Origin of the sequence: Natronobeatus ordinarius (assembly GCF_024362485.1) — an archaeon.
Taxonomy (GTDB): domain Archaea; phylum Halobacteriota; class Halobacteria; order Halobacteriales; family Natrialbaceae; genus Natronobeatus; species Natronobeatus ordinarius.
Window position 1 is genome coordinate 32,902 of the sequence record NZ_CP101456.1, and the last position, 20,015, is coordinate 52,916.

At 65.5% G+C, this 20,015-nt stretch carries 20 protein-coding genes and 2 tRNA genes; 10 read left to right on the plus strand and 12 right to left on the minus strand.

Going from position 1 to position 20,015, the window contains the following annotated elements; all coding sequences use genetic code 11:
- Positions 1–20: 20 nt before the first annotated feature.
- The gene (locus tag NMQ09_RS00200; RefSeq protein ID WP_255192450.1) at positions 21–428 is read right to left on the minus strand and encodes a hypothetical protein; all 408 of its coding nucleotides are present in this window, start codon (positions 426–428) and stop codon (positions 21–23) included.
- Between the two features lie 114 nt (positions 429–542).
- Between NMQ09_RS00200 and NMQ09_RS00205 the strand changes: the two genes are divergently transcribed.
- Complete coding sequence (locus NMQ09_RS00205; RefSeq protein ID WP_255192451.1) at positions 543–1,901, plus strand: restriction endonuclease; 1,359 nt, start codon at positions 543–545, stop codon at positions 1,899–1,901.
- Between the two features lie 296 nt (positions 1,902–2,197).
- Here NMQ09_RS00205 and NMQ09_RS00210 read toward each other — a convergent pair whose 3' ends face one another.
- Positions 2,198–2,755, minus strand: coding sequence for a flavodoxin domain-containing protein (locus NMQ09_RS00210; RefSeq protein ID WP_255192452.1), 558 nt, complete (start codon positions 2,753–2,755; stop codon positions 2,198–2,200).
- A 205-nt stretch (positions 2,756–2,960) separates the two neighbouring features.
- On the opposite strand from NMQ09_RS00210, the gene NMQ09_RS00215 reads away from it, so the two are divergent.
- From NMQ09_RS00215 to NMQ09_RS00225, 3 genes are all read left to right on the plus strand, one after another.
- Positions 2,961–3,158, plus strand: coding sequence for a hypothetical protein (locus tag NMQ09_RS00215; protein WP_255192453.1), 198 nt, complete (start codon positions 2,961–2,963; stop codon positions 3,156–3,158).
- Positions 3,159–3,246: 88 nt separating this feature from the next.
- Positions 3,247–4,146: an acyltransferase gene (locus NMQ09_RS00220; protein WP_255192454.1), complete on the plus strand. Its 900-nt coding sequence runs from the start codon at positions 3,247–3,249 to the stop codon at positions 4,144–4,146.
- Between the two features lie 95 nt (positions 4,147–4,241).
- Positions 4,242–4,559, plus strand: coding sequence for a DUF7577 domain-containing protein (locus NMQ09_RS00225; RefSeq protein WP_255192455.1), 318 nt, complete (start codon positions 4,242–4,244; stop codon positions 4,557–4,559).
- Between the two features lie 30 nt (positions 4,560–4,589).
- Here NMQ09_RS00225 and NMQ09_RS00230 read toward each other — a convergent pair whose 3' ends face one another.
- Positions 4,590–5,315 (minus strand): TraB/GumN family protein, encoded by a 726-nt coding sequence (locus NMQ09_RS00230; RefSeq protein ID WP_255192456.1) that lies wholly within the window; start codon positions 5,313–5,315, stop codon positions 4,590–4,592.
- A gap of 440 nt (positions 5,316–5,755) precedes the next feature.
- Here NMQ09_RS00230 and NMQ09_RS00235 point away from each other — a divergent pair, with 440 nt between their 5' ends.
- Together NMQ09_RS00235 and NMQ09_RS00240 are read left to right on the plus strand one after the other, a co-directional pair.
- Positions 5,756–6,001, plus strand: a complete 246-nt coding sequence (locus NMQ09_RS00235) for a PRC-barrel domain containing protein (RefSeq protein ID WP_255192457.1) — start codon at positions 5,756–5,758, stop codon at positions 5,999–6,001.
- A 589-nt stretch (positions 6,002–6,590) separates the two neighbouring features.
- Entirely contained in the window at positions 6,591–6,782 is a 192-nt protein-coding gene (locus tag NMQ09_RS00240; RefSeq protein ID WP_255192458.1) for a DUF5786 family protein, read from the plus strand.
- Positions 6,783–7,947: 1,165 nt separating this feature from the next.
- On the opposite strand, the gene NMQ09_RS00245 is transcribed toward NMQ09_RS00240, so the two are convergent.
- Positions 7,948–8,018 (minus strand) — tRNA-Gly (locus tag NMQ09_RS00245).
- 291 nt (positions 8,019–8,309) lie between these two features.
- Here NMQ09_RS00245 and NMQ09_RS00250 point away from each other — a divergent pair.
- Positions 8,310–9,104, plus strand: a complete 795-nt coding sequence (locus tag NMQ09_RS00250; protein ID WP_255192459.1) for an NAD+ synthase — start codon at positions 8,310–8,312, stop codon at positions 9,102–9,104.
- A 30-nt stretch (positions 9,105–9,134) separates the two neighbouring features.
- Here the strand turns inward: NMQ09_RS00250 and NMQ09_RS00255 are convergent, their stop codons facing one another.
- On the minus strand, positions 9,135–9,674 hold the full coding sequence (locus tag NMQ09_RS00255) for a GNAT family N-acetyltransferase (protein WP_255192460.1): 540 nt from the start codon (positions 9,672–9,674) through the stop codon (positions 9,135–9,137).
- 64 nt (positions 9,675–9,738) lie between these two features.
- Positions 9,739–10,437 carry an enoyl-CoA hydratase/isomerase family protein gene (locus NMQ09_RS00260; RefSeq protein ID WP_255192461.1) on the minus strand — a complete coding sequence of 233 codons (699 nt, stop codon included), beginning with the start codon at positions 10,435–10,437 and terminating at the stop codon, positions 9,739–9,741.
- Between the two features lie 62 nt (positions 10,438–10,499).
- Here NMQ09_RS00260 and NMQ09_RS00265 point away from each other — a divergent pair, with 62 nt between their 5' ends.
- Positions 10,500–11,165, plus strand: coding sequence for a DUF7114 family protein (locus tag NMQ09_RS00265; protein WP_255192462.1), 666 nt, complete (start codon positions 10,500–10,502; stop codon positions 11,163–11,165).
- Positions 11,166–11,236: 71 nt separating this feature from the next.
- Positions 11,237–11,308, plus strand: a tRNA-Thr gene (locus tag NMQ09_RS00270).
- A 215-nt stretch (positions 11,309–11,523) separates the two neighbouring features.
- Here NMQ09_RS00270 and NMQ09_RS00275 read toward each other — a convergent pair.
- The 3 genes from NMQ09_RS00275 to arsM all read right to left on the minus strand — a co-directional run bounded on the left by NMQ09_RS00275 (position 11,524) and on the right by arsM (position 14,733).
- Entirely contained in the window at positions 11,524–12,357 is an 834-nt protein-coding gene (locus tag NMQ09_RS00275) for a class I SAM-dependent methyltransferase (protein WP_255192463.1), read from the minus strand.
- A 113-nt stretch (positions 12,358–12,470) separates the two neighbouring features.
- Positions 12,471–13,289, minus strand: a complete 819-nt coding sequence (locus tag NMQ09_RS00280; RefSeq protein WP_255192464.1) for a helix-turn-helix transcriptional regulator — start codon at positions 13,287–13,289, stop codon at positions 12,471–12,473.
- Positions 13,290–13,473: 184 nt separating this feature from the next.
- Positions 13,474–14,733 (minus strand): arsenite methyltransferase, encoded by a 1,260-nt coding sequence (gene arsM, locus NMQ09_RS00285; protein ID WP_255192465.1) that lies wholly within the window; start codon positions 14,731–14,733, stop codon positions 13,474–13,476.
- A gap of 76 nt (positions 14,734–14,809) precedes the next feature.
- Between arsM and NMQ09_RS00290 the strand changes: the two genes are divergently transcribed.
- The gene (locus tag NMQ09_RS00290; RefSeq protein WP_255192466.1) at positions 14,810–15,175 is read left to right on the plus strand and encodes a winged helix-turn-helix transcriptional regulator; all 366 of its coding nucleotides are present in this window, start codon (positions 14,810–14,812) and stop codon (positions 15,173–15,175) included.
- Positions 15,176–15,239: 64 nt separating this feature from the next.
- Here NMQ09_RS00290 and NMQ09_RS00295 read toward each other — a convergent pair whose 3' ends face one another.
- The 3 genes from NMQ09_RS00295 to NMQ09_RS00305 all read right to left on the minus strand — a co-directional run bounded on the left by NMQ09_RS00295 (position 15,240) and on the right by NMQ09_RS00305 (position 19,979).
- Positions 15,240–16,010 carry a 2-oxo acid dehydrogenase subunit E2 gene (locus tag NMQ09_RS00295; protein ID WP_255192467.1) on the minus strand — a complete coding sequence of 257 codons (771 nt, stop codon included), beginning with the start codon at positions 16,008–16,010 and terminating at the stop codon, positions 15,240–15,242.
- Positions 16,011–16,061: 51 nt separating this feature from the next.
- The gene (locus NMQ09_RS00300; RefSeq protein WP_255192468.1) at positions 16,062–16,652 is read right to left on the minus strand and encodes a flavodoxin domain-containing protein; all 591 of its coding nucleotides are present in this window, start codon (positions 16,650–16,652) and stop codon (positions 16,062–16,064) included.
- Positions 16,653–16,910: 258 nt separating this feature from the next.
- Positions 16,911–19,979, minus strand: coding sequence for an FAD-binding and (Fe-S)-binding domain-containing protein (locus NMQ09_RS00305; protein WP_255192469.1), 3,069 nt, complete (start codon positions 19,977–19,979; stop codon positions 16,911–16,913).
- Between the last annotated feature and the right edge of the window lie 36 nt (positions 19,980–20,015).

Consider the following 20,015-nt stretch of genomic DNA (forward strand, 5'->3'; position numbering starts at 1 on the left):
TGGGCCAGCGAAAAAACCCTTCACTTCGGTGACCAGCCGTCGGCCCGCTCGCGCAGTCGCCGTTGCTGGGCCCGTTCGGTCACGTGATCGAGCCCGTCGGCGAGGTCGTCGCGAACTCCCGCCTCGAACGTCGTCACGTTCTCGAGAAAGCCGTCCTCGAACTCGGTCACCAGCTCGTACGTCCAGCGGTCGTCGACCGCGCCAGCGGGCAGGTGCTCATTGCGGAGCTGGTCGGCCCACGTTTCGTGACCCGTCTCCCGGAGGTGTTCCTCGGCGTCGCTCATGCGGTCCATCGCGTGCCCGAGGTTGTGGTGGAACGTGAGGAGATTCCCGTAGGCGCGGTAGACGTACTCGATGGCGACCTGGCACTCGTGGAGGGCCGTCCGTTCCGCGTCGCTCAGCTCGAGGTCGTCAGGGTTGGAAGTCATGGGCTGACGACCACGGACCGAGTGAAAGCGCTTTTCGGCCCGGCAAGGGGTTCCGGATCGCTCACTGCGCCGAAACGCCTATCGGCTCGCAAACAGGTAGCATCGAGTGAACGAATGGCGATTCTCGACGACCTCTCGGGGTACGACTTCGAGGACCTGATGGAAGACGTGTTCCGCAAGCTCGGCTACGAAAACGTCCGTCAGTCGACGCGCTCGGCCGACAAGGGCCGGGACATACTGATGGAGGAGGTCGTCGACGGCCGCCGTCGTGCGGTCGTCGTCGAGTGCAAGCACACCGACACCGTGAGCCGCCCCGTGGTCCAGAAACTCCACTCCGCAGTGGCGACCTACGACTACGACGGGCCGAAACGCGGGCTGGTCGTCACGACGGGCCGGTTCACCGACCCCGCCCGGGAGTACGCCCGCAAACTCGGCGGCCGAACCGACGGCGGAGTCGAGCTGCTCGACGGCCGCGATCTGCGAGAGATCGCCGACCGGATCGGCCTCGACCTCTACAACGGCCGGATAGAGATCCTCTGTGAGGAAGCGCTCGCTCCCACGCACCCGACCGCCGGCCGTGACGCCCCCGTCTTCGAGGCCGTCCGCGACGTCGAGAACCTCCCGCTTGAGGCGCTGCCGACCCCCGAGACGGCGGTCACGCTCGAGCCGACCGTCACGATTCGGGCGCAGACGAGCGCCACCTTCGAGACGAGCGTCGGGGTGATCCACCGGCTCGACGAGACGGACGCCCTCGTCCTCCGCGCGGATCGTGACGGCCCGCAGGTCGCGACCGGTGACGTCCGCGAGCTCGTCGCCAACCGGAACGCTCCCCGGATCGACCTCGAGACGGCACCCCTCGAGCGACGGTTCGACGAGGTAACGCGCGAGCGTTTCGGCGCGACCGAAACCGAGTACAAAGCGTGGGCAGTCGACCGACTCCGCCAACAGCACACGACGACGGTCCACTACACGGGTGGGAACAACGTCGACTACGAGAAGACCTGCGAACCCACCCGATCGGACGTCTCGATCAAGTCGATCGACCCCGTCTACCTCCCCCACGTCGACTCGCGAGTTACCCTCGGTGAGTACGACTACCGCTACGCCTACTACGCCGCCGGCCCCTCCCGAACCACGACGGCAGACGGGTTCCACCGCTGCGTCCACTGCGGCGAGGACGACGCCGCCACCTACACCTACTGCGCCAACTGCGGCAGCATCAACTGCCCCACCCACACGAAGACGGAGCGACTCGAGGGCGAACCCGTCTGCACCGGCTGTGCCGTCACCGATCGCTTCGCGCTGAAGACGAAGTACTTCTACGACGAGGAAAACCGTGAGGCGTTTCGCGAGGAGTATTCGGAGATGGCGATCCACGAGCAGGCGATGGAGAACCCCGCACTCGCCGCCGGCGCCGTCCTCGCGCTCGTCGTCGCCCTGGTCGTCGTCTCGAGCGCGCTGGGGATCGTCTGACCGCACCAGTTCCTTCCCCGCCATCGTCGTTTCGACGGACTGACCGATCCACGGGTCGCGGCGGCGCACCCGAGGCGCGCCGGAGCGACAGCGACGGCGCGGCTCACTTCCTGCGCCGCCGGGGAGGCGTGGGGAGCCATCCCCGAGCGCGGGCCGAGCGACGCGAGGCCCGCTCGAGGACGGGCGGGCCATTCGTGTTTCGTGTGCGTTTCTCGAGTGGCTTCCTCGCCGCTCACGGGTGTGCCCAGCACCGCACTCACGGGTGCGCCCAGCACGGCACAGTCCCGCACGGAACGTCATCCCGACGCGGGTTCCGCCTCGAGCAGGTCGGCGAACTCGAGGACGAACGCCTCGAGTTCGTCCCAGTCGGTGTACTCGTAGTCCTGCGAGGTGTCGGTGTCGCCGCGCTCCCTGCCGGCGATCCGTTTCATTACGAACCGCGTGAGCAGGCCGTACTCGCTGTACTTGAGCGCCCCGGCGACCGGCAACGTCAGGTCGGGCTCCCAGCCCATATCCTCGAGGAACGCCTCGAGTAACCCCTCGGCGTCCTCGCGCGTCCCGGGGTCGGCGCTCGCCGCCGAGAGGCTCACCGAGACGAACGCGGAGGGGAGACGGTTCAGCGCCTCGCGGTGGGTCGAGACGAACGTCTCGACGGAGCGCTGGTGTCGACCCGCGTGAATCGACGCGCCGACGACGACGCCGTCGTACCGGCCGGGATCGAGGTTCGCCGGCGGGTGGTTCGCGTTGACGACCGTCACGTCGACGCCCGCCTCGTCTAAGACGTCGCCGATCCGCTCGGCGATCGCCGCGGTCTGGCCCTCACTCGAGCCGTAGCTCACGAGCACGGTCGCCATCGGCGCTCACCTCGCGGCTGGAACGGCCGTCGGAATCGGTCGGATCGGCTCACGATCACGGCCGGCGGTCCGATCGGGGAGTGCATGTCCCTCCCGTCGACGCACAACCATATCAAACGCGACCGCCCCCTGGTTCCGCTCGAGAAGCCGGCACGATTGGTCCCCGAACCGAACGTTTACGACGGTTGATGGAAACCGAGGGGACATGAGCGAGTGGCGTCCACGTCGACGTGCGCAGGCCGTGTTCGGCCTCGCGCTGGCCTCGCTCGCCGTCGTCGTCGGCATCCTCGCGGTCGTCGACCGAACCGGCGCGTTCGCGTTGCTCTACCTGATCGCCATCGCCGCGATCGCGGCCGGCGCCATACTGAGCCTGATCGGCCGTCGACGACCCGACGGAAAGTGACCGAACCACGGTCGCTCGCGTCCGTCTCGAGGAGGCAAACGGGACGGACAACCGAACCCCTATCAACTCCGCAGCAGTAAGGAGTGCCATGACCAAGCGGTACGTCTCACTCCCCGCGGAGGCCGAAACGGGGATGCGCGAGTTCATAGCGGAGGTCGATCGGCGGCTGTCCGGCGAGGAAGACACCTGTTCGGTCGTCGAGGACGTCCTGCTCGATCTCTCCGGCGATCGGGAGGCGTACGAGCGCTGGCAGGCCGGCGAGCCGGTGTCGCCCGCAGAGCGCGTTCGACTGCAGAGTTACGATCCCTGTAACACGACCCTCGAGAGCGAGTACTACGCCGAGAAGGACGAGGAGGCGTTCAAACGGTCGAAACACCTCCAGTGGCTCTGGCGGCAGTTCGACAGCTTGCCGATCGCCGACAACGTCGAGTTCGCGCTTCGCTTTCGAGCGATGCTCGCCGAACATCTCTTCGCCGAGTGCGGTGAGAACTGTCGCTTTTTCAGGGGAATTACGTTCACCTACGGTCACAACATCTCCATCGGCGACAACGTCGTCGTGCACGACGACGTCCACCTAGACGACCGCGGAACGCTGACGATCGGCGACCGCGTCTCCATCTCCGACGGCGTCCACGTCTACAGCCACGACCACGACGTCGTCGACCAGACCGAGGTCAGAAACTACCACACGATCATCGAAGACGACGTCCGGCTCACCTACGACGCGGTCGTCCGCGCCGGCATGCGCGTCGGCGAGAACGCCATCGTCGGCGCCCGCGGAATCGTCCAGACCGACGTCCCCGCCCACCACATCGCCGTCGGCATGCCCGCGAAAAGCGTCCGGATCAAACCCGGCTGGGAGGACGTCGCAACCCCCATCGAGGAGGCTGGCGAAAACCGCCAGGAAGAACGACGCATCGAGTACGAGCTCCCGGCGGACCTCGAGGTGTTCGACGAGTTCGGACGCGACCGCCAGCCGCCGAACTGATACGGACTATCGTGAGTCGTTCTCCCGCCGATGAGAGTCACCGTCGGCGACTGGCCACGGAATAGCCAAGTGCATAGAGAACGTATCGCACACCAATGGAGCTCTGGGGCTGGCTCGTCGGCTACGTCATCCTGTTCGCCCTCTTTCACCTGGTGCTCTACTACGTGTACGTCCGCCGCGAGGGCGACGACGGCTCGCGCTCGCCGTCGCCGTCGCTCACCGACGGCAACGGAACGGGAGCCCAGTACGCCTCGAGCCCCGATCGGTTCGCCGGACCGACCGACGACGCGGACACCGACGCCGACATCGAGTTCGACGGGGAGACGATCCGCTGTCCACACTGTGGTCTCCAGAACGAAGCCGACCAGACGTTTACCTACTGCTGGAACTGTATCTCGACGCTCAGACAGTGAGCGGCCACGTCGCCCGTCGCGCTCGACGGCCTACCGCTCGAGCCCCGCCTCGATCGCGTCCAGGTGGTCGACGCCGACGACGGCGACGACGGAGCCACCCTCGCGAAGCGACTCGAGTCGGTCGACCATACACCGCTCGCGGAGTTCGTCGCGGTAGCTCATCGGCCCGCCGTCGGCGTTCGCCAGCAGCGACTGCACCGCAGTGACGTGGCCGTGTTCGTGCTCGGCCTGTCGCGCCGGTGAATCGGTCCGGTCGACGGCGTACTCGATCGGCTCGTCACACGTCACCGTCACCGACGTCGCGTTGGTGAGCGTCGCGGCCAGCCGACAGGTCACCGCCTGCCGGGTCGCGCCACCGACACTCGAGACGAGTCGCCGTGCGGTCGTCGGCGGAACGCGGTCGGCGACCAGCCGCACGACGAGTCGACGCAGGAACGACCAGTTCGGCGCGTCGATCCCGACGACGTCCGCGTCGGGGGCGGCGCGGATCGCCGCGCTCATCTCGCCGCCGAGGCGTGTCGTTCCATCCCGTGCATACGCACGGTACAGCGACACGGCAGCCGGTGGCAACTCGAGCGCGAGGGCGTCCGGCCGAACCGACTCGAGGACGAGTTCGACGCGCGCGACGCTCGCGGGGTGGTCGTGGACCACGCCGACGAGCGTCACGTCGCCATCGTCGCCGGCGACTCGGCGGAGAAATCGATCGTTGACTCGTGGATCGTCTTCGGTCGGGACAACGGGCGGAGACACAGCCATATCGTCGACAGCTAGTCCGTGAGAGCCGTCATAACCCTTCTGTTGTCGACGTCCAACGAGTGGTTGCGTTCGAAAACAGCTGCTTTCGCCGGGCGACTGGGCACGGAACACCGCATTCTGCGCCATGGCACGGCTGTGCTACCTGCCAGGTGCGACCACGCCGTCAGACCTGCAGACCGGACCGGAACGCAGCGTCGTGGTGGCCACCGGCGATGGCACACGTAGCGGGTCACGGCGACGCCGTAGTGTCGCCACCGCCGGCGTTCGCCGACGCGAGAACCCGCGCCGGCCCCGAGAACGGGGACCTCCTGCGATAAACGGGACGTTTTCTCCTGCAACCGACGTAATAACTCCCTTACGAGGTGGGTTTCACCGACAACGACCGGTGAGAGGAGACAACGATTTCGTCGCTTTATTTTCGGGTCGTCCGTGTCTCGCACGTGGCCAGACGAACGCTCACGCCAGCGGACGAGGGAAAACGCGTACTGAACGTCGACGGGACCGAAGTCGGTCGAATCGTCTCCGTCGAGGACGGTCGCGGGTACGTCGTTCCGGACCCCAGCATGACCGACACGATCAAGGCCAAACTCGGCTGGGGTGACGTTACCGCCGAGGCACACCCCCTCGACGAAGGCAGCATCGAAGAGATTACCGACGACGCCGTCCACCTCCGTGGCGTCCTCTGACCAGTGTTCACCACCGGGTACAACCCGCACGCAGATACCCGCGACCTGCAGTCACGAGGATCCCTGTACGCGCTCACACGAGAGTTCGACACTCACCGAATCGAGCACGCCGCCAAAAGATGACGTCTGAACGATGTGTGAGCCGAGTGCGGTGGTGCCCTCGCGGTCTCGGCTCACGTGTCCGGTACCACTTGTCTGGTGTGTCAATGACCTGAGACAGCCCGACACCGGACGCCCCATCGGAGCAGGGCGCAGTCGCCCCTGTACGCCGTCCTTCGCCCATACCATCCTCCCCGACCGTTCCTGGCCGTCGTCGCCGAGCGTGAAGAGGAAAACGCACCTATTGAGCGTTGTGGCCGACAGACCACCATAGCGCTTCTGGCCGACGACACCCACAGCGGCGACGCCGGCCATCTGACGGGCGAATTCGCCCCCGGCCGACCGCCGTCCCCCCTCGAGTACACCGCCGCAACCGCTCGAGTCGACTCGCCTTCAGAACCGGGTTCGCCAGCGCGTCGTCCCGAGCACCTCGTCTTCCATCGCCGAACAGATCGCAGGAGATATACGACTGGCTGGTGGCTACTGTAGTATGGGTTTTGGAAGCTATGACGAGTCGGAGCAACAGCAGCAGAATCGGGACACGGAAGCGGACGAAGATGCTGTCGTGAACCTCCACGAGAACGAGTACGACGGTTCGATCTCCGTCGAAACTGGTGAATCAACCGACGCGCTCCTCGGACAACTCCAGGATATTAAAGCGAGCAAAGCAGACGACGAATAACGTCTACAGCGGCTGGTCTGGCGTCTGGGACGCTATCGTAGTGAGCAGGAACGTCCGCCCTCAGTGTCTACAGCTCGGACTTTGGCGTCCTGCAGTACGCTTCATTGAAAATACAGAACATGAGTTGGATCATAGGACCTTGTTTGAACGCGTGATTTCACGGGCGTAAGTATTTTGACCGGCTAATCAAAGACGCCCTGAAAATCCATCAGCAGCGTCTTATTTTCTAAGAACGACTGGCTACCATGGTCCAGCCACGTACCGCAGAGGTCCCTAGCTAAAAGCAGATGACCGAACTATTTATATTACAGTGAATTGTTTTTGGATTATGAGCGTTATGAAATTTAAAAGACCCATTAGCAGGCGACAATTCAATTATGTCTTATCAGTCATATTTCTTCTCTCCTCCTCATTTCTTATTATGATTCCAACTTCTCTTTCCTTAGAGCCAGTGCTAGATATTGCGTCTGTTATATCTTTCGTCATAATTCCTGTGCTTTTAGCCCTCTCAGTTATGGTTGGAGTCGTTTTACAGGGAGTGCGATTTGTATCAGATAATATTACATCAAGCACCGACAATCGCTTGTATAACGTGTCGTTCTCTCGTGTTCTCATATCAATCGTGCTCGTTATACTTGCGGCCCCCATTCCTAAATTGGTTATTGTTTATATTTATCACCAGTACATTGGTGACGCTGGAGGAGTTTCGCCGCTAGCATTCGTATGGGTTTTAACTGGTTTGCTTGCTAGCTTTATTCTTTTCCAAGGTATTCTCTGCCTCATTTTCTTACAAAAAAGCGTCTAAATTGCACAAGTTGACCTCGTTGCGTAACTAACTCACTCACTCATTTCGACACATCGTAATCTGCCGCCTCACGTCCCAAAAGAGAGGGGCGGACAGACTGCTAGCTCTAGTAAGCCTGAGACGTTTTATACTCGTTAGACGGCGGGACGATACCGTTCGAGTACCCGGGATGTGAGCTTTTTTTCGGCATGGTCGGGTTTCGTGGGGAAACCCGGAAAGCCGCGGAGAGAAGGGCTGAGGAGTGCGCCGACCGGGAATTGAATCCGATGGCGAGACGGTCGCTCGCTCCGCTCGCGCTGCGACTCGCGTGGTTCAATTCCCGTGACCGAAGTTGCGACTCACGAACTGTTCGTCGCAACATGCGCCGACCGGGAATTGAACCCGGGCTATGAGCTTGGGAAGCTCATGTCCTCCCACTAGACCACCGGCGCGCTGCCGTGTTCCATCGTTGCTCGTGATCGCACTTGAACGTAGCGCTTCGACGAATCGTCGGCCGGCCAGACGGCAGTTGTAGCCGTCGACGTCACGAACGAGAGCAGTTAGGGAGCAACCGAGCGCAGCCGTCGAGCCCGCGACACGACGTCGCTCGAGCTGGTCGATGCGTGGCGATTCAGAGGGAAACTCACCCGACTCCCGGCCGAGAGCGGTTCAGAACCCGACGATCGTCCACCTTTTCACCGAGAGGGGAGCCTATTTGCGTTCTCCGACCCTACTGTCGTCCGATGATAGACCTTCGATTCTCGGAGGCAGAACTAGAGCGCCACCGCGAACACCTCACCTCGTTCATCCGCGACCAGGTCGACGCCGCCGGCGCCGACGGGGCCGTCCTCGGGCTCTCCGGTGGGATCGACAGCACGCTCACTGCCTATCTCGCCGTCGAGGCCCTCGGCGAAGAGCGCGTCCACGGACTCGTCCTCCCCGCCAAAGTCAGCGACGACGACCAGATGAGCGACGCCGAACGCGTCGCCGAGCTGCTCGAGATGTCCTCCGACGTCCTCGAGATCGAACCCGTCGTCGACGGCTTGCTCGAGGCCTACCCCGAAGCGGAGGGCGACCACCTCGCCGTCGGGAACGCCCGGGCGCGCGTTCGCGCCGTGGTGAATTACCTCGTGGCGAACCACGAGAACCGACTCGTCCTCGGCACCGGCAACCGCAGCGAGGCCGCCGTCGGCTACTTCACCAAGTACGGCGACGGCGCGGTCGACTGCCACCCCATTGGGAACCTCTACAAGGCACAGGTCCGCCAGCTCGCCCGCCACGTCGGTGTTCCCGAGGAGCTCGTCACCCAGACCCCGACGGCCGAGCTGTGGGCCGACCAGACCGACGAGGACGAACTCGGGATGGACTACGACACCCTCGACTCGATCCTCGCGGTTCACGTCGACGGCCCGCTCTCGGTCGCTGCCACCTGCCGACACCTCGAGGTCGACGAGGAGACGGTCGCCCGCGTTCGCAGCCTGTACGAGGCGAGCGAGCACAAGCGAGCGGTTCCACCGGCGCCCGACCCGCTGGCGTGAGACGCCACGCACCGACGTCGTTCGCGACGGCTACGCCTGCTGCGCTCGCCACTCGTCCTCGAGCAGGCCGTACCAGACCACGTCCTGGTACGCGCCGTCGATGAACGCCGCCTCTCGGTGGACGCCTTCCCGGGTGAAGCCGACCGCCTCGAGCAACCCCTGTGAGGCCTGGTTGAACTCGAAGACGCGGGCCTCGATCCGGTGGAGCCCCAACTGGTCGAAGCCGTAGGCGACGATTCGCTCTGCGGCCTCGCTGCCGTAGCCCTGCCGATGGTGATCGGGATCGAGCCAGTAGCCCAGCTCTGCCCGCCCGGCCTCCCAGTCGAACGACTCGAGGGCGATCGTCCCCACCGGCGTCGAGTCGGCGACGATCAGGAGAGTCACCGACTCGTCGCTACAGACCACGTCCTCGAAGAAGTCCCGCTCCTGTGCGCGGTTGAGCGGTCGCGAGCCGCCGATCGGCCGCCAGATTCGAGGATCGTTGATCGCCCGTTGCAAGAACTCGAGATCGTCCTCCTCGATCGGTCGCAGGTCCACGCGATCGCCGGGGAGAAATGCGATGGCTGGCACGATCGCTCGTTTCGGTCGGTTTACTAAAACGTTGTCCGAGGCATGGTACCAGAGTCCAGCCAACTCACTCGAGGACGGCGTCGAGATCGTCGGCGTGGGCGGCCACGAGGTCGCCGAACGCCCGCGCCTCACGGCGTTCCTGGATCGTCCGTTCGCCGTCGTCTCGGATGCGCCGCTTCAGCACGGTGAGTGCGTCCGCCGCGTTCTCAGCGATCGCCGCTGCGACCGACTGCGGCTCGTCCTCGATCCGAGAGACCAGTCCCATTCGGAGCGCCTCCTCGGCACCGACGACCCGCCCCGAGAGCGCGAACTCGAGGGCGTCGCCCTCACCGAGCACCCGCGGCAGCCGAGCCGTGCCGCCCCAGGCCCCGAAGAGGCCGAAGGTGACCCCCGGCTCGCCGAAGGTCGCCGCCGGCGTCGCCACGCGAACGTCACAGGCGAGCGCCAGCTCGAGGCCGCCACCGCGAGCCGCGCCGTCGATCACCGCGACGACGACCGACGGCGATTCCTCGATCGCTCGCGCGACCTGCTGCCCTCGCCGAGCGAACGCTTCAGCCTCGTCGCGGTCGAGGTCGGCGACCACGTCGAGGTCCGCCCCCGCACAAAAGGCCGGCCCGGCCCCCTCGAGGGTGACCACCGGCTCGGTGGCCGATTCGACGGCTTCCTCGAGTGCGTCTAGCCCCTCCCAGGTGAGTGCGTTTCTGGCGTCCGGCCGGTCGATCGTGATCCGTCGGATTCGCCCGTCGGCGTCGGTCTGAATCATGCAGGCAGGTCGGCGGGCGGTTTCCAAAGGTCTTTGGCTCCTCCGCCGTAACCCCCTCCGTGATGGAACAGGCCGCCAGTTGCCGGCGCGCCGCCCGTGACGCCGTCTCGGATGTCGAGCCCCCTCGCCTCCACGACGTCATCACCGGCACGCTCGACGGTGCCTCGATGACTCCCGGCGTACTCACGCTCCAGAGCGCTGCGGCGATCGATCCCGGCGTCGACCGCTCGGGAATCGCCCACCACGCGGCGGGCGTCCAGCTCATCTACGAGGGGTTACGACTGACGAGAACGCTGGCTCACGACGAGCCCTGGACCCACGGCGACGCGAACGGCGACGGCGATCTCGAGATTCTCGCCGCCGACATCCTCGTCGCCCGTGGCTTCTACTTACTCGCTCGTACCGACGCCGCCGGTAAAGCCGTCCGCACCGTTCAGGCGTTCGGCCGCGATCAGACGCGACGCGACCAGCCGGGTGCCGACGTCGATCGACTGGATTCGAACCTCGAGCGAGACGTCTTAGAGCTCGCGGTGCTGACCGGAGCGGCCGCGGTGGGTTCGACGCCGACGCCGGAACTCGTCGCCGTCGCAAACGACGTCGGTGAGGCCGTGGGGACGGGCTTCCCACCTGCGGAGGAGTGTCTGTCGACGGTCGACTCGCCGGAGACGGACGCGACGCCCGGCGACGGCGTGGCGACGGACCGGGCGACGTCGGTGACCGATCCGTGAGTGCGAGGCCCACCCACCCCCGGGGCGAATCGAAACCCATAAAGACGACTCCGGGTAATCAACGAATGCGCGCCTGGGTAGCTTAGCGGTAAAGCGCGTCCTTGGTAAGGACGAGAGCCCGGGTTCAAATCCCGGCCTAGGCTCTTATCGTTTGTTGACAAGTACACGACCGAGTTGCTGCTACAGAGCCTGTGAGCTCATCTCTCTGTGAGTTCTCAGTCGGATAGAGGGAGATCATCCCCGATTTGAATCGTAGTTACCGCAACGCTGTGGTCCACCGTTGAAGTCCTGCTATCGGCTGTAGAGTGCGGAGGCGTGCGAGATACAGGGTGCATATTTCGAAAGAATACACTGCTCGCTACTGCGAACGCTCTGCGGTGACGACGTACGACTCCATGGGCGAAACGATGCCGTCGTCGTCGAGGTACCGATCTAACGCATCCTCCACCTCACGAACCAGTCCGTCCCGCACCTCTCGCTCGACGGCCGCAAGTGGTTCAGCCAGCGGCGAACTCGCTGCCTCGCGGCGAACGAACTCCTCGACCGACGGATACCGCACAGAACCGATCTCGAGGGTCACCGACACGTCATCGAATCCGGCGTCCTGAGCGAGTGTTCGAAGGTTCTCCCCATCCCACGCAGGAAACGGAGAGCGCATCATTGCCCCGGCCTCGTCACCGACGTGTCGCGCTAACGCGTCGGCCAGTAGCACGTACGCAGGCTGGAACTCGAGCGGGCGCCAGACGCTCAGTGCCATCCGCCCACCTGGTGTGAGGACTCGTCGCATCTCTTCGGCGGCAGCGACGGGATCGTCGAAGAACTGGAGGGCTTGTTGACAGCAGACGACGTCGAACGCCTCGTCGGCGAACGGGAGATCGGTCGCGTCGCCTTGTCGCCACTCGATGGAGGGGGAGGCGTCGGCAGCGGCTTCCGCCGCCACTGCAAGCATTCCGTCGTTGACGTCGAGCCCCACGACGGAGCCACTCGTGCCGACTCGAGACGCGGCCCGACGCGCCACGATGCCGGTTCCGCAGGCAACGTCGAGGACGCGATCACCGTCGTGTATCTCGCCAGTCTCGACGAGTTGGTCGGCCCACGACGCGAAAATTGACGGTACCAGGTACTGTTCGTAGGCCTCGGAGGCGTTCTGCTCGAGTTGCCAGCCAGTCGATCGACGTGCGTGATTGCTCATGTGCGTTCACCACGAACGCGGATACACCGCGAGCGTACGTGTAACTGTCTAGTGAAATATTTCACGCCGTGAAAGCACAGTCGTCGGGACGAATTCGGAGTGGCTGGCGTCGATCAGTGGAGCGATTCGACCGAGAGCAGGTCACTTGCGTCCTCGAGCGGTCGGGCCTCGTCCCGGAACTGGTCGTAGTAGGTCTCCGCCCACGTCCGCATCCCGTCGCTCTCAGTGTCGACGAGTGACTGCAACGCCCCCGTTTCCGGGTCGTAGCAGCAGATGCTGACGCGGTCGTCGAACAGGCAGATGCCACATCGCTCGTCGAGTGGGAGGCCATCGTGCAGGAGGACGGTGTAGTTGGCTCGTGTCACCATCTCCACGACCGTTTCTTCGTCCCACGAGAGGAGTTCCTCGAAAACGGTCGGTGGGTAGATGTATTCACACTCCAGGCCGTTCCGGACCTGGTCGAAAAACGGCTCTAAGTTCCCCGACTTGAGCAGTGCCATGCCGAATCCGCGCATCGTTCTCGTCGTCGTGAGACACGCTGTAAGGCGTTCGATCGGTCGATAGGGGTAGCCGGGCCCTGGCTGGGAGACCACCACGTCGGAGCACAGCTCGATATCGAATCCCTCAAGTTCGTGTGGCAGCCACGGCCAGACCTCGCGGAGTTGCCGCTGGGACGCCATCGCGCCCCTGAACTCCTCGAATCGATCGGCAACGAACGTGCCCAGATCGGTCAGCTGGTACGTCCTCCCATCTCGCTCGATCCAGTGTCGGTCCTGAAAGTCGGTAAGGATTCGGCCCATGGTCGGAGAAGACGCACCCGTTGCGGTACGGAGGTCGTCCCGGTCACACGGACCGCTTGCCAGTGCGTCGAGCACCCCAACGCGATGGTCCGAACTGACGAGGAACTCGATGTCGTCGAGTGTCGTGCCCATGTCAATGGTACTCTCCCACACGCAATAGTCGTACTGGGGTACTCCGTTTCAGTTGTCACCAGAGTTGCGATTCCGACCAGCGTTGCGGGCAACCCTGGTCCCGCTGACGGCAACGATCGACGCTCACCGACCGGTATGCAGTGACCGACTCGACACGGTCGGGTCGACCGACCGCACGCCTGGCTCAGCCGGATTTCGACACCGGTTTCTCCGCCTCGATCGTCGCAGCGGCGACGTAGTCGCTCACGTCCCGCTCGGGGTCCCACTCGCGAATGAACGCCTCGCTCCCCTCGTCGGGCTCGATAGCGATCGATTCGAACCCCGCGTCGTGTAGCATCGACTCGAGGGCGTCCACCGACGCCGCGCCCCCGACGCAGCCGGCGACGGACGACGGATCAGATCGGAGGTCAGTCGGGAGGGACGCGGTCGCCACGACGTCCGAGATGGCGAGCCGTCCGCCCGGTCTGAGCACGCGGAACGCCTCGTCGAACACGCGAGGCTTGTTCGGTGAGAGGTTGAGGACGCAGTTCGAGAGGATCACGTCCACGGACGCGTCGGCGACGGGGAGGTGTTCGATCTCGCCGAGCCGAAAGTCGACGTTCGAAACCTCGTTTGCCGCGGCGTTCTCGCGGGCGGTCTCGACCATCGCCGGCGTCATGTCGACGCCGATGGCCCGGCCCGCTTCCCCGACCTCCTGCGACGCCAGAAAGCAATCGAAGCCCGCGCCGGAGCCGAGGTCGAGGACGACGTCGCCCGCCGAGAGGCTCGCGATGCCGGTCGGATTCCCGCAGCCGAGGCCCAGGTTCGCGCCCGGCTCGACGCGCTCGAGGTCCTCGGGAGCGTATCCGAGCAGGCGGGAGTACTCGTCGACGGCCACGTCGCCTGTCGCATCGCCACAGCAGGTCGCCGCGTCGCTACTGCAGGCTGCCGGAGCGGACCGTTCGTCGGCCACCGACCGATCGGCGACCACAGCGTAGCGTTCTCGCACCGCTCGTCGTCGCTCGCTCGCGCCGAGTGCCCCGTCGTCTGGCCCCGACGAGGGCGTCTTCTCGTCGTCGGACGCCGGCGGAGGCGTCTCCCCGCGGCTCCCTGGGTCCTCCCCAGCCGTTCCGGCCGCCGACTCCAGCTCGGTGACGAACTCCTCGCCGAACAGCGATTTCGTGCCGTCGGGTCCGGTGATCGTGAGGTGTGTCTCGTCGTACGGTGGTTCGACGTCGATGCAGTACGTCGCGAACGAACAGCACCGGCGTTCGTCGGCGACGAACCGAGCGAGCGCGACCAGCGACTCGTCGATGCCGTCGAAGACGAACGTGTAGCCGCCCGGCCGTTCGTCAGCGCGGACGAACGCCTCGCCAAGGATCGGAAGCCATTCGTCCGCACGTTCCCGTGCCTCCGCGTCGGTCAGCGTGCAGGCGACAGTCTGAGTCAGGTCATCATCGGTCATACACCAAAGCTTCGGTTACCGAAGTACTTATGCTGTCGAGTCCGAAGTAATAGAGTAACTGCGAACGATCGAACCTATGACGGAACAGTGCTGCGGGACGGACGGATCGGACGTTTCGGTCGAGGACATCCAGTGTTACTGCCGGCTGGACGGACTCCTCGAGGTGCTCACCCGGAAGTACGCGATCCAGGTGCTCTGTCTGGTGTGGGCGCTCCAGCCTGCCAGGTACGCCGAGATCGAAGCGGCGCTCGAGGACGTGAGTAGCTCGACGCTCTCGACGCGGCTCGAGGAACTCACCGAGGCCGGCCTGCTCCACCGCGAGCGGTACGCGGAGATCCCCCCGCGGGTCGAGTACCGCATCACCGACGACGGGGCGGAACTCTGTGCGTTGCTGGATCCGTTAGTACGGTGGGCGGCGGAGCGTGGCGCGCCCGATCCGTGACGATCGCGGCGGAGTTCGTGACCAAGTGTGCCGATTCGAGGACGGGAAGAGGCGTGTCGGCGCCTCAGAGTCCCGCGGGCTCCTCGACGAGTTCCTTCAATCGCTGAACGAACCGCGTCGCGGGAGCGCCGTCGACGACGTCGTGGTCGAACGTCGCCGTGACCGAGAGGTACTCCCGCGGTTCGATCTCCCCGTCGACGATTCCCGGCTTCCGGGCGATACCGCCGACGGTGAGCTGTAGCGTGTAGTTCGTCGGAGTAATGCCCCACCCGCCGCCGGCGCCGAACATGCCGACGGAGGTCACAGCCACAGTGCCCGCGATCCGTTTCCAGCGTCGAGGAAACCACTGCGGGAGCCGAAAGAACAGCCGTCGGAGGGGGCCGGGGAGCCGGAGAGCCAGGTCGGCCGCTCCCGACTGGAGCCCACCGTCCGGCCCCGTCTGGGCCGCCCGGATCTCGTCGTGGATCGACTCGAGCGAGCGCCGGTTCGCCGCCCTGATAACGTGCGGGACGCCGATCCGGTTCCCGTCGATCTCGGTCTCGACGATCACCATCACGTCGACGTCGTCGAACCGGACGATCCGCCCCCGCCAGTCGCGGTAGGCGTTGACGTGGGGGTGGTCCGCGAGGGCTCGAGCCAGACAGCACACGAGAAACGCGGTGAACGACAGGCCGGTGCCCGTCTCCTCCCGTCGGTCGCGGATGCGTGCGCTGGCCTCGGTGACGTCGAACTCGACGAGCCCGTGAATGTCGCTTCGCCGGCCGGCCATGCGCATCGCGTCGACGGTGCCGCGTCGCTGGATCGGGAACGGTTCGGTCGTGTCGCGTCCTGCCATAGGGTCACCTCACCGACGAGTCGCATAGGCCTTGGTTCGACCCCGGGCGGTTCAGCCGTCCTCGTCTCGGTCGTCGGCCGGAGGAGCGATGCCGAGCCGCCCCTCCACGAACGCGGCGACGTCGGCAGCGAACGCCTCGACCTCGTCCCACTCCGTGAACTCGACGTCGCCGGAGGGATCCGGCGCCGGCTGCTCGGGGACGGTCCGCTTGGCGAGCTGTTTCATCAGCAGCCGTTTCAGGAAGCCGTACTCCGAGTAGCGCAACGCGCCGCCGAACAGGCCAATCCGATCGGGGTGCCAGCCGGTGTCCTCGACGAACGATTCGACGTAGCCCGCCGCCTGGGCCTCCCCGCCTTCGGCGCCCGAGGACAGCGACACCTGGAAAAAGGCCGACGGCATCGCCGACAGCGTCTCGCGGTTCGACGAGACGAACTCCCGGACCGACGGCTGGTGCTTGCCGACGTGGATGGACGCGCCGACGAGGACCGCGTCGAAGTCGTCGAGCTCGAGCGTCGGCGGCACCTCGCTCGCGTCCACTGTCGTCACGTCGTGTCCGCGCTCGCCCAGCACGTCCGCGATGCGGGTGGCGATCGTCGCCGTCTGTCCCTCTCCGGTTCCGTAGCACACGAGGAACGAGGCCATGAGAATCGCCGTTCAGTACGCCCCCGACGGGCATAAAGGGGCGAGGAGCGCCGAGTTCGGTCCCGTGAACGTCGTGCATCGACGCCACCCGCATCCTCTCCTCGTGCACCGAACGGCCAACTCCGAGCTCGAGTTCCCGACGCACATCGAGCCGGCCGTGCCCGGACTACTGGTTCCGATCACCGGCGACGTGGCGGCCACTCTGGGGCCACCGTGTCGAAACGCAGCGCGCCGGAACGCCGGCCTCGAACGACCTCGCTACCGCAACGCCGCCTCGAGCGTCTCGATCGGCGTCGGCGGCTCCTCGGTCGCGCCGGGGCGGTTCTCGAGCTGGGTGCGACAGGAGGCGCCGGGGGCGACGATCCGCTCGCCGTTGCTCTCTGCGACCTGGTCGTAGAGGATCGCGGCGATGGCGTCGCTCATCGAGGCGTGTTCGGCCTCGTAGCCGAAACTGCCGGCCATGCCACAGCAGCCCGAGTCGAGCGGGTCGACCGCGTAGCCGGCCCGCCGGAGAACGCCGACGGCGTGGTGGTCCTTCCGGGTCGCCTTCTGGTGGCAGTGGCCGTGGTAGGTGAGCGATTCGGTGGGCGGGGCGAACTCGATTTCTTCGTCCAGGCGGAAGACGTCGAGGTACTCACAGACGCCGTAGGTGCGGTTGGCGACGGCTTCGACGTCCTCCCCCGAGAGCAGGTCGAGGTAGTCGAGCTGGAACATCACCGCATCCGAGGGTTCGACCACGACGACGTCCCAGCCGTCCTCGACGAGCGGGCCGAGGGCGTCGACGTTCTCCCGGGCGGTCTCCTTCGCCTGCTCGAGGAAGCCCTTCGAGAACGCCGGCCGGCCAGTGTCGCCGAGCCCCTCGGGGACCCGGACGTGGACGCCGGCGGCCTCGAGCACGCGGACGGCCGCCTTCCCCGCGTCGGGGTTGTTGTAGTTCGTGAACGTGTCGGGGTAGACGATGGCGTTCCGGGTCGCCTCGGTTTCTGGTACGCGAGCCCCGCCTCGCCCCTCGAACCAGTCGCGGAATGTGGTCCGGTGGAATCGCGGGAGCGGCCGGTCGGCGCCGATTCCGACCGTCTTCTCGAGCAGCCAGCGCGAGCCCGGCAGCTTCGGGCCGACGTTCGAGAGCGGGGCGAGTTTGCTGCCCAGTCGCGAGAACTCGTGAACGTTGGCGAACAGCCGGTCGCGGAACGTCGAGCCGTTGCGCTCGTGGTAGGCGTGGGTCACCTCGGCTTTGAGCTTCGCCATGTCGACCTCGCTCGGACAGTCGATCGCACAGCCCTTACAGCCGACACAGAGGCCCATCACCTCCTCGACGAACTCGTCGGTGAACGCCTCCTCCCCCTCGAGGTCGCCGCTCATCGCCTGGCGGAGTGCGTTCGCCCGGCCGCGGGTGGCCGTGATCTCCTCGCGGCTGGCCCGGAAGGTGGGACACATCACGCCGCCGGTCGTCGACTGGTCGCCGCGACAGCCGCCACAGCCGTGACAGAGCTCGACCATCCCCTGGAAGCCGTTGTCCTCGTCCCACTCGAGGACGGGATCGAAGTCGGCGAAGTCGTAGTCGGGGCCCATGCGCTGGTTCGCTTTCATGTCCGTCGGGTTCTCGTCCCGGAAGACGACCTGGCCCGGATTCAGGAGCCAGTCGGGGTCGAACGCACTCTTGAGCTCCTGGAACGTCTTCCATAACTCTTCGCCGTACAGCTTCCGGTTCCACTGGGTGCGGGCGCGACCGTCGCCGTGTTCGCCCGACACCGAGCCGTCGTACTCGACGACGAGGTCGGTCGCGGCGTCGGCGATCGACTCCATCTCCTCGAGGCCGGATTCGGTCTTCGTGTTCACGAGCGGACGGATGTGGAGGACGCCGGGGCCGGCGTGGGCGTAGAAGCTGGCGTAGGTGTCGTGGGCCTCGAGGATCTCCTGGAAGTCGGCGACGAAGCCGGAGAGATTCTCCGGCGGGATGGCCGTGTCCTCGATGAACGCGACGTGTTTCTCGTCGGTGGTTCGAGAGAGCAAGATCGGGAGGCCGGACTTGCGCAGCTTCCAGATCTTCGTCCGGCTCTCGTCGTCGTGGGCCTCGATCGCGTCGAAGGCGTGGGTCTCTGTCTCGAGCGTCAGTCGCTCGTCCTCGGGGTCGGGTTCGGCTTCGGGCTCGACGGTCGGGCAGCGGTCTGCGAGCAGGTTCGCGACCTTCCGTCTCCCCGCCGCGTCGCTGTCGGCGTAGAACTCGACGACGAGCACCGCCCCCGTGCCGTCGGGGAGAATCTCGGTGACGGGAGCGAACTCGGCGGTGTCCCGGGCGAGGTCGATCAGCACGTCGTCCATCACCTCGAGTGCCGCCGCATCGTGCTCGACGATCGGCGCGACGTCCGCCATCGCGTCGAGGACGGTATCGTAGGCGAGCAGCACCATGCTCTTTTCTTCGGGGATCGGCTCGAGCGAGACGGTCGCCTCGGTGACGATCGCGAGCGTCCCCTCGCTGCCACAGAGCAGTTTCGCGACGTTGACCACGCCACCCGGCGAGTCGGGTTCGCCGAGACCACGCTCGACGCCGCGTGCATCGTCGACCAGCCAGTCTAAGTTGTAACCCGAGACGTTGCGCTTGAGGTCGGGGTAGAGCTCTTCGATCAGGTCGCCTTCCTCCTCGAGAATCCGGGCGACCTCGGCGTAGATTCGAGCCTCAAGGTCCTCCTCGCCCGCCCGTTCGTGGAGTTCCTCGAGGGTGACCTCGCCAAAGCGCGTGACGGTGCCGTCGGCGAGGACGACCTCGACCTCCTCGACGTAGGCGTCGGTCTTGCCGTACTGCAGCGAGTGGGCGCCCGTCGAGTTGTTGCCGATCGCGCCGCCGAGGGCGCTCTTGTCGCCCCAGGCGGGGTCGGGGGCGAACTTCAGGCCGTGGGGGGCGAGTTCCTCGTTGAGTGCCCCGAGGTAAACCCCCGGCTGGGCGATCGCCAGCGCTTCGTCGGGGTCGACGGAGACGACGTCGTTCATGTACCGGCTGAAGTCGAGGACGACGGCCTCGTTGACGGTCTGGCCGGCGAGACTCGTCCCGCCGCCCCGTGGGAGGACGGGAATCTCCCGCTCGGCGCAGTACTCCATCACTCCGACGACGTCGGCGGTCGACGTCGGGAAGACGACGCCGATCGGCGTCACCTCGTAGATGCTGGCGTCGGTGGCGTACAGCTGTCGAGAGTAGGTGTCAAAACGAACGTCGCCGTCGACGAGGGACTCGAGGTCGGAGACGAGCCCGGGCCGGTCGACCTCGTCGCTCCGGTAGTCGTAATTTACGCGATCGTCGTCCGTCGGAAGTGGATATCGTTCAGTTGCCATGGTCCGTGCGTCGTAATCAGTTAACGTGGACGAGGG

Coding starts and splice junctions, on each gene's coding strand:
- NMQ09_RS00200 (WP_255192450.1), bottom strand. CDS start 428: ATGACTTCCAACCCTGACGACCTCGAGCTGAGCGACGCGGAACGGACG.
- NMQ09_RS00205 (WP_255192451.1), top strand. CDS start 543: ATGGCGATTCTCGACGACCTCTCGGGGTACGACTTCGAGGACCTGATG.
- NMQ09_RS00210 (WP_255192452.1), bottom strand. CDS start 2,755: ATGGCGACCGTGCTCGTGAGCTACGGCTCGAGTGAGGGCCAGACCGCG.
- NMQ09_RS00215 (WP_255192453.1), top strand. CDS start 2,961: ATGAGCGAGTGGCGTCCACGTCGACGTGCGCAGGCCGTGTTCGGCCTC.
- NMQ09_RS00220 (WP_255192454.1), top strand. CDS start 3,247: ATGACCAAGCGGTACGTCTCACTCCCCGCGGAGGCCGAAACGGGGATG.
- NMQ09_RS00225 (WP_255192455.1), top strand. CDS start 4,242: ATGGAGCTCTGGGGCTGGCTCGTCGGCTACGTCATCCTGTTCGCCCTC.
- NMQ09_RS00230 (WP_255192456.1), bottom strand. CDS start 5,315: ATGGCTGTGTCTCCGCCCGTTGTCCCGACCGAAGACGATCCACGAGTC.
- NMQ09_RS00240 (WP_255192458.1), top strand. CDS start 6,591: ATGGGTTTTGGAAGCTATGACGAGTCGGAGCAACAGCAGCAGAATCGG.
- NMQ09_RS00250 (WP_255192459.1), top strand. CDS start 8,310: ATGATAGACCTTCGATTCTCGGAGGCAGAACTAGAGCGCCACCGCGAA.
- NMQ09_RS00260 (WP_255192461.1), bottom strand. CDS start 10,437: ATGATTCAGACCGACGCCGACGGGCGAATCCGACGGATCACGATCGAC.
- NMQ09_RS00265 (WP_255192462.1), top strand. CDS start 10,500: ATGGAACAGGCCGCCAGTTGCCGGCGCGCCGCCCGTGACGCCGTCTCG.
- NMQ09_RS00275 (WP_255192463.1), bottom strand. CDS start 12,357: ATGAGCAATCACGCACGTCGATCGACTGGCTGGCAACTCGAGCAGAAC.
- NMQ09_RS00280 (WP_255192464.1), bottom strand. CDS start 13,289: ATGGGCACGACACTCGACGACATCGAGTTCCTCGTCAGTTCGGACCAT.
- arsM (WP_255192465.1), bottom strand. CDS start 14,733: ATGACCGATGATGACCTGACTCAGACTGTCGCCTGCACGCTGACCGAC.
- NMQ09_RS00290 (WP_255192466.1), top strand. CDS start 14,810: ATGACGGAACAGTGCTGCGGGACGGACGGATCGGACGTTTCGGTCGAG.
- NMQ09_RS00295 (WP_255192467.1), bottom strand. CDS start 16,010: ATGGCAGGACGCGACACGACCGAACCGTTCCCGATCCAGCGACGCGGC.
- NMQ09_RS00300 (WP_255192468.1), bottom strand. CDS start 16,652: ATGGCCTCGTTCCTCGTGTGCTACGGAACCGGAGAGGGACAGACGGCG.
- NMQ09_RS00305 (WP_255192469.1), bottom strand. CDS start 19,979: ATGGCAACTGAACGATATCCACTTCCGACGGACGACGATCGCGTAAAT.